We start from the raw sequence: 7,581 nt of genomic DNA on the forward strand, positions 1-7,581 counted from the left end.
CCGTAAGGCGGAAGGAGGAATCATGCCCAAAATAATGCTTCACAATTCCGAAGCCCGCCGTGCTCTCGCCCGTGGTGTCTTTCGGTTGGCCGCTGCAGTCGAGCCGACACTCGGCCCCAAAGGCATGAACGCCATGATCGACCGGCCGATCGGCACGCCGATGGTGACCCGCGACGGCGTCAGCATCGCCTCCGAGATCGAACTGCACGACCGTTTCGAAAACATGGGCGCGCAGGTCGTCCGCGAAGTGTCGATGCAAACCAACGAGGTCGCCGGCGACGGCACCACGACTGCCATCGTGCTCGCCAACGCGCTCATCCAGGGTGGTGTGGAGGCGAATGAACGCGGCGCGAAATCCGTCGATCTGTGCAAGGGCATCGACCTTGCCGTGGCGGCGGTGGTGACGGCGCTCAAGGCTTCGGCCAAGCCCGCCAAGGGCAACGGCATTCTCGCTTCGGTCGCCAACATCGCGGCGACCAATGCCAAGCTTGGCGCGCTGGTAGCGGAAGCCCATCAGCGGGTAGGGGCCGAAGGCGTCATCACCACGGACTTCAGTGTGACCACCGAGACCACGCTCGATGTGGTCGAGGGCATGTCCTTCGAACGCGGCTATCTCTCGCACCACATGGTGACCGATCAGGAAAAGATGGAGGCGGTTCTCGAACGGCCTTACATCCTGATGACCGACCTCAAGATCAAGGAGCCCGGGCAGCTCGATGCGGTTCGCCGCATTGCCGACGAGGATGGTCGGCCGCTGCTGATCGTGTCCGAGGAAATGTCGCCGGAAGTGGTGGTGACGCTGCTCGGCAAGCAGGGACCGGGAAAATACCTCGTCGTTCACCCGCCGGAATATGGCCATTGGCGCAAGGCGATGATGGAGGATTTGGCCATCATCACTGGCGGCAAGGTGATCGCGCGCGATCTCGGCGGCCGGCTGGAGGACATCACCGCCGACGATCTCGGAACGGCTGACCGGGTGAAGACCAGTTCGTCCTACACCTCGATCATTCGCGGCGGCGGCGACCATGCGGCCATCGCATCGCGCCGCGCCCAGGTGCAGCGGCAGTATGAAGCCTCGCCGCCGAACATCGATCAGGACAAGCTGCGCGAACGCCTGGCCAAGCTCTCTGGCGGGACCGCGATCCTTTATGCCGGTGGTGTCACACCGGTCGAGCAGAAGCGAACCATTCAGCTCATCGAGGATTCGCTGAATGCGGTGCGCGCCGCATCCGAAGAGGGCGTCGTTGCCGGCGGCGGCTCGGCGCTTGCCCAGATCGCGCCGCTGCTCGACAAGGTGGCGGCCGGCGTCGACGGCGATGTCGCCGAGGGCGTGCGCCTGGTGCGCTCCGTGCTGACGCGGCCACTGTGGCGCATTGCTGCCAATGCCGGCGCCGATCCCGAAGCGGTGGTGGTCGAGGTCACCCGCATCAACGGCGGCTACGGCTACAACGCATCAACCGGTGCGTACCAGAACATGTTCGAGGCAGGGATCATCGATCCGGTTCGTGTCACCTACACTGCGCTCGCCAACGCAGCTTCGGTGGCAACGCTGATCCTGACCACCGAAACGCTGATTGGCCATCTCGCCGAGGATGAGGATCCGACGGCCGGACCGGCTCGCGGCGGCGGCTCTGAAAAGCTCGGCCGCGCCTGAAGCAATCCAAACAATCTCGACGTTGAAAGGATACGACGATGAAAGCTGCCAGACTGTACGAATACGATCCGCATACGAACATCCAGCTCAGGATCGAGGAGGTCAAGGCGCCGACGATCACCGCGCCCGACGAGGTGATCGTGCGGGTCGGTGCCGCCGGCCTCTGCCGCACCGACCTGCACATCATCGAAGGCGTGTGGAAGCCGACCATGGATCCTGAAGGTACGCTCTTGCCCTACATCATGGGCCACGAGAATGCCGGCTGGGTCGAGGAGGTCGGCAGCGGTGTCAGATCGGTCAGGCGCGGTGACGCGGTAATCTGCCATCCCTTCCGCTCATGCGGCATCTGCCTCAACTGCCGGCATGGCGAGGACATGTATTGCGACAATGGCCAGTTCCCCGGCCTTGGCATGAATGGCGGCTTCGCCGAATATTTCATCACCAGCGAGCGTTCGCTGATCAAGCTGAATGCCAATGTCACGCCGATCGAGGTGGCGCCGCTGGCCGATGCCGGGATCACCGCCTACCGCGCCGCCAAGCGGGCGGCGAAGCTCTTGAGGCCGGGGAGCTACTGCGTCCTGCTCGGCATTGGCGGGCTCGGCCATATCGCGCTGCAATCGCTGCACGCGATTTCGGGCTGCCGCATCATCGCCGTCGATCGCGAGCCGGCAGCACAGGTGCTGGCCAAGGATCTTGGCGCCGACTACGTCCTTGATGGCGGGCCGAACATCGTCGAGGAGGTCAGCCAGATCACCGGCGGCGGCGCCCATGTGGTGATCGATTTCGTCGGTGAACTCGGTGTCGAGAACATCTGCTGGAAGATGGTGCGCAAGGGCGGGCAACTGTTCGTCGTCGGCTATGGCGGCAATATCAACGTGCCGACCGCGCATCTCGTCATCGAGGAGATCAACATCGGCGGCAGCTTGGTCGGCAATTTCACCGAGCTTGTCGAACTGATGGAACTGAACGCCGACGGCAAGGTGAAGATGCACTACACCGAGTATAACCTCGCAAGCATCAACACCGCGCTCGACGATTTCAAGAACCGGCGGTTCACCGGACGCGGCGTCATCGTTCCCTGAAACATTTGGACCGAACGTGGCGGAACGGCTACCGCGTCCGGTTCGATCTGACTGCTTGCCTGACCCGGCAAGCCTTCCTTCTGAGCTCCGTGGCTGATGCCATGGCATTTCCGTATCGGGACGTCAGCGAAGCGCGATCCTGAAACGAGTTTCCTTGCTTCGTGGTGTGGAAAAGGGGAGGACAACATGGATCTTGTTACAGGGCTGGCCGTCGTCATCGGCATTATGGGTGGCATTGCAACGTGGGCAGCGATCACGATCGGCAACCCCTATCTGCTGATCTGGGCGGTATTTGTGGGCTGGGGGAGTTTCTATCACTGTGGCGGCAAGGCAGCCGGGTTCAAGAATTCGGCGGTTGCAAACCTCTGGGGAGCGATCTGCGCCGCCGGCGCATTGATAGCACTGACGTCCATTGGTGTTACGGCGATCATGGCCGGCATTTGCGTCGGCATTTCAATCATAGTCCTGATTCTTGCCGCCAAGCTGCCTTTGCTGAGCGCCATTCCGTCAGCGGTCTATGGCTACGCAACGACCGCCGCGCTTTTTTTGCTTGGCGCCACCGCTTACGGCGAAGGCATCAGCGGCATCACCAGGGTCGCGGCCGCCGTGGTTATCTCGCTGATCATCGGCAACATTCTCGGCTACGTCTCGGAGAAAGTGACCGGTGCTGTCGTAAAGGCCTGATCATTCCTGCGACCGCTGCCTGAAGGCAAGCTAGGCGACGAACTTCCCCAACCCCGCGGCGCGAATGCCGCGGGTTTTTTGTGTCGGCGCGATTGGGTCTAGAGGAAGCCGCGTCGGATGCCGTATTGTCCGAGCTTGCGATAGAGCGTCGGCCGCGAAATACCGAGCCTCAGCGCGACCTTGCTGAGATTGCCACCCTCTGCGGCGAGCGCGTTCTTGATGACTTGGCATTCTGCATCCTCGAATGTGCACACCGGTGCTGCGAGCATGGCAGCGGGATGATCGCCGTGCATGGTCATATTGTTGCGATTGCCCGCACTGATTTCCCCGGGAAGATCCTGAAGCTCAACGGTGCCGCCGCGCGCCAAGATGTGCAGCCGCCCAACGAGGTTCTTCAGTTCCCGCACATTGCCCGGCCAATGGTAGGCGAGCAGGGCCTCGAGCGCTTCGTGCGAGAATTCCAGCGGGTCCTCGCCTGCTGTGGCGGCGATCTGCCGGTTGAAATGTTCGATCAGCAGCAGCACATCCTCACCACGCTCGCGCAGCGGCGGGACCGTGATCGAGACCGCACCAATTCGATAATAGAGATCGCGGCGGAAGCGGCCGGCGGCAACTTCCTGCTTGAGATCGCGATTGGTCGAGGCGACCATGCGCACATCCACTGGGCGACCCCGGCTGTCGCCAATGCGGTTGACCACGCGCTCTTCCAGGACACGCAGCAGAAACGGCTGGATCTCGAGTGGCAATTCGCCGACCTCGTCGAGACTGAGGACGCCGCCGTTGGCGAGCTCGAAAACACCTGGCTTGCCTTCCCGCGAGGCGCCGGTAAAGGCGCCGGCGACATGGCCGAACAATTCGCTGCCAAAGAGATCCTTGGTGATCGCCCCGCAATTCATCGCGATGAACGGATCGTTCGCCGCGCGCCGGCTGCCTGCATGGACGAGCCGGGCAAACAGCTCCTTTCCAACTCCCGTCTCACCTTCGACCAACAACGAAGCCGCACTGTTCGATTGAGCGACACGACAGGCGATTTCAACGGCGGCCAGCAGCGCCTCACTCTTGCCAACGATCATGGCGACAGCATCCTGAAGGTGCTTGCTCGCTTCCCTACGGACCACCGTCACGCTGGAGACTGCCGGCACGGACGGGAACACCAGTGCCGCGCCGCGGAGGTCGCCGTCGAGCTTGAGTGGCGTGATGTGGCAGGATCGCAGATGTGCCGGCAGCGCCTTGGCGAGGTCGGCGTCCGACCCGGACGACGGAAGGTTCATCAGCCAACGGCCACGACCAGGTTCCATCGGACCGTCCATCATTTCTGTGGTCTCGCCGTCGGGCACGTTGTTGCAGAAGATGGCGCGGCCGCGATGGTCGACGATCACCAGCCCGTCTTTTCGGCGGTAGCTGGGAGCCGAAGAAATGAAGGCTTCGAGCAGGCGCGTGCGCTGTTCCTGCTGCTGTTCGGCCAAGGCCTTTTCGATTTGCCGGGCTGTGGCGGCAACGAGCGCGGTGTTGTGCGGCCGGAAGATCGGCGAATAGCCTGACAGGTCGACGACGCCGATGATCTTGCCGTCGAGCGGATCGCGGATCGGCGCGCCAGCGCAAGTCCAGGATTTGATGCCGGCGCAGAAATGCTCGGCCGCATGGACGAAAGTCGGCTCTCCGGTCCACAGCGCCGTGCCGATGCCGTTGGTTCCGACGGCATCCTCGTTCCATTTGCCGCCGATGGCGAGGTGGATATCCATGCCGTCATGCAGCGTCTTCTTGTCGCCGATGGCGTCGATCAGCACGCCGTCGCTGTCGGCCAGAACCAGCATCGCGCCCGTCCCATCCAGCAGCTGGCCAAGGGAGGCGAACGACCGCCGCGCCGCCGAAAGCAGTTCGGCATTGGCGCGGGTCAGATATTCGATCTCGTCGCGATCACTGCTCAGCGGCGCTTCAATACCTTGAGCGTTGATGCCGCCGGTGGCGCTGCGATACCAGGAATCGTGAATGAGGGAGCGGACGTGGTTTGGGTGGATTGGACCGCTGGCACATTTGGGCTCGTCGGCCAGAAAAGTTTCCCAGGCGCGCATGGTAGCGCGCTCGTCATAGTCAATGTTGTTCAGAACCATTTGCCCCGCGGCCGGCGACGCACGCGCCGGAAGAGCATCGATCTTCATCTGATTGGGGCCCATCTCGCGTTTCATTCAGTCATCACAGAACCTTGAGGCATGCCATTTCTGTATGCTGTCGCGTTCGTATGCTGTCGCGGATTGGACGTGCACAAGCGCGCCCAGGCGTCTGCAAGTCAGTCAATGCCAAGCTTCGCGCCGATGTCGGCGGCAAGCTGCTCTTCGGTGTAGGCGGCGGCAAGACGGGATCCATCCAGGTCGGCAAGCGCCTCGGCGACGGTTTCGTCCACCGGCGAGAAAAAGCCATTCTGCTTCGTTGCCAGGACGAAGATCTGTTCGCCACTCCGGTTGCGGATATCGCCGATGTGACGAAGCTGGCGGCCTGTGTTCTGATCCTTCGAAATTACGCGGCCGTTCATGGTGACCTGGATGGACGGCTTGGCTTCGGCCACCGGTGCAGCGCCGCCACCAACATGGATGATCAGACCTTCCGCCTTCGGTTGCTGGCGTGGCTTCCTCGAAGCCGAATAGCCGCCGCCGCTGATCTGGTCGGCAAGGCGAACGATGGTCGAGCGGTTCTGCTCGATCAGTCTTTTGACTTGTACGTCCTCGCGCCGGGGGCCATCCCGCTTGGAGATAATCTCAACCATGAATCCTCCCAGATTCGCTCAGGGTTGCCGTTCGTACGGCTCATTTCTTGTTTTGTCGTACGGCTCATTTCTTGTTTTGAGTGAACTCTACACCGCCTCGGTCAAGTTCGCCATTCATATCACATAGCGCCAAAATTCGGGTCGCTGGTAGCAGGCCGCTGCTACACGGAGTCTTCGGTAATCGGACGTTTTGACTAATGCCTGCGTGTCAGGCCGCCTTGTTCGTGAATTCCGAGGGTTCGCTTTCGAGTGATTGCCTGTCACGCAGATAGAGCGCGCACGTGGTGCGCAGCATGGAGGCAAAGTTCGGGATGTGGCCGTTGATCTCCAGCGCTTCGTCGTAAAGCGTCGAGAGGAATTTTGGCGCCGTCATCCTCTGTGCATGGGCGATCTCGTCCAACAGCGTCCAAAAAGTGGCCTCGAGCTGGATGCTCGTCGAATGGCCACCTATTCGAACTGAGCGATTGACCAGCCGATACCCTTCCGGATCCTGCTCGGCAAAGACCTTACACATGCGAAGACCTCCCGTTTGATGTTGCTTTAGGCCAAAGCGGTTTCTACGCCCATTCGCCGGATGATACCAACCCAAAGCGCATTTCCCACTCCCATTTGCAGTGACTACAATCGGATTTGGTGCGTAGACCAGCCTCAAGCCAATTTCTCGACGTGGTAACCGGCTGCCACCCATTTTTGCAACCAATGGGCCACGGTTGGCGGTATCCGAGACCGCGCGGCAGACAGGAGGCTCCTTTGGCGAAAGCAATTCATTCGATGATCCGGGTGGTGGACGAGAACCTGTCGGTCAGTTTCTACAAAAGCGCATTCGGACTCGATGTTGCGGACCGGTTGGATTTCGTCACGTTCACACTGGTTTATCTGCACAATGCGGAAGCCGATTTCGAGCTTGAACTGACGATCAACAAGGGCAGGGAAGAGCCCTACGCGCTTGGTGACGGCTATGGCCACATGGCTCTTTGCGTCGACGATATCGAGACAGAACACAAGCGCTTGGCGGCGGCAGGTTTCAATCCGCGAAAAATTGTCGAGTTCAACCACGAAGGCGAGCTGCTTGCGCGGTTCTTTTTCGTGAGCGACCCCGACGGTTACCAGATCGAAGTGCTGCAGCGCCACGGCCGCTACCAATAGGGCGTTGCGCGCCGCATGTGGCAGTGCAATCTGACTTGGCTGTCGGCCCAGGGCATGAGTGCCAGCGTGCGGCTCAGCTGGCGGCCGATCGACGCCTGGAGCTTACTGAATCGGCGTCTCGCCGCGAAACAGTGGCTGGTGCGACCGCATCAAGGCGGTAATCCGGTCGGCGACTTTTCGTACCGGCGGGGAGTGACGTTCCTCATGATGGGTGACGATCCATTGGTCGGTTTCGAGTTCGGGGATAGGCTGAG

At 61.3% G+C, this 7,581-nt stretch carries 7 protein-coding genes; 4 read left to right on the top strand and 3 right to left on the bottom strand.

Features of this window, described 5'->3' with window-relative positions:
• Nucleotides 1–22: 22 nt before the first annotated feature.
• From NKJ08_RS30650 to NKJ08_RS30660, 3 genes are all read left to right on the top strand, one after another.
• Nucleotides 23–1,654 carry a molecular chaperone GroEL gene (locus NKJ08_RS30650; protein WP_352531482.1) on the top strand — a complete coding sequence of 544 codons (1,632 nt, stop codon included), beginning with the start codon at nt 23–25 and terminating at the stop codon, nt 1,652–1,654.
• Between the two features lie 38 nt (nt 1,655–1,692).
• Entirely contained in the window at nt 1,693–2,736 is a 1,044-nt protein-coding gene (locus NKJ08_RS30655; protein ID WP_352531484.1) for an NAD(P)-dependent alcohol dehydrogenase, read from the top strand.
• Between the two features lie 186 nt (nt 2,737–2,922).
• Entirely contained in the window at nt 2,923–3,420 is a 498-nt protein-coding gene (locus NKJ08_RS30660; protein ID WP_352780187.1) for a DUF1097 domain-containing protein, read from the top strand.
• A 98-nt stretch (nt 3,421–3,518) separates the two neighbouring features.
• Here NKJ08_RS30660 and NKJ08_RS30665 read toward each other — a convergent pair whose 3' ends face one another.
• The 3 genes from NKJ08_RS30665 to NKJ08_RS30675 form a co-directional block, all read right to left on the bottom strand.
• Nucleotides 3,519–5,606: a sigma-54-dependent Fis family transcriptional regulator gene (locus NKJ08_RS30665; RefSeq protein ID WP_352531488.1), complete on the bottom strand. Its 2,088-nt coding sequence runs from the start codon at nt 5,604–5,606 to the stop codon at nt 3,519–3,521.
• Between the two features lie 101 nt (nt 5,607–5,707).
• On the bottom strand, nt 5,708–6,181 hold the full coding sequence (locus tag NKJ08_RS30670) for a hypothetical protein (RefSeq protein WP_352531490.1): 474 nt from the start codon (nt 6,179–6,181) through the stop codon (nt 5,708–5,710).
• Nucleotides 6,182–6,389: 208 nt separating this feature from the next.
• Entirely contained in the window at nt 6,390–6,695 is a 306-nt protein-coding gene (locus NKJ08_RS30675; RefSeq protein WP_352531492.1) for a ribbon-helix-helix domain-containing protein, read from the bottom strand.
• 236 nt (nt 6,696–6,931) lie between these two features.
• Between NKJ08_RS30675 and NKJ08_RS30680 the strand changes: the two genes are divergently transcribed.
• Nucleotides 6,932–7,327, top strand: coding sequence for a VOC family protein (locus tag NKJ08_RS30680; RefSeq protein ID WP_352531493.1), 396 nt, complete (start codon nt 6,932–6,934; stop codon nt 7,325–7,327).
• The last annotated feature ends 254 nt before the right edge of the window (nt 7,328–7,581 follow it).

It is taken from the genome of Mesorhizobium sp. M0244, from assembly GCF_040321795.1.
In the GTDB taxonomy this organism is placed as follows: Bacteria; Pseudomonadota; Alphaproteobacteria; order Rhizobiales; family Rhizobiaceae; genus Mesorhizobium.

Coding starts and splice junctions, on each gene's coding strand:
- NKJ08_RS30650 (WP_352531482.1), top strand. CDS start 23: ATGCCCAAAATAATGCTTCACAATTCCGAAGCCCGCCGTGCTCTCGCC.
- NKJ08_RS30655 (WP_352531484.1), top strand. CDS start 1,693: ATGAAAGCTGCCAGACTGTACGAATACGATCCGCATACGAACATCCAG.
- NKJ08_RS30660 (WP_352780187.1), top strand. CDS start 2,923: ATGGATCTTGTTACAGGGCTGGCCGTCGTCATCGGCATTATGGGTGGC.
- NKJ08_RS30665 (WP_352531488.1), bottom strand. CDS start 5,606: ATGAAACGCGAGATGGGCCCCAATCAGATGAAGATCGATGCTCTTCCG.
- NKJ08_RS30670 (WP_352531490.1), bottom strand. CDS start 6,181: ATGGTTGAGATTATCTCCAAGCGGGATGGCCCCCGGCGCGAGGACGTA.
- NKJ08_RS30675 (WP_352531492.1), bottom strand. CDS start 6,695: ATGTGTAAGGTCTTTGCCGAGCAGGATCCGGAAGGGTATCGGCTGGTC.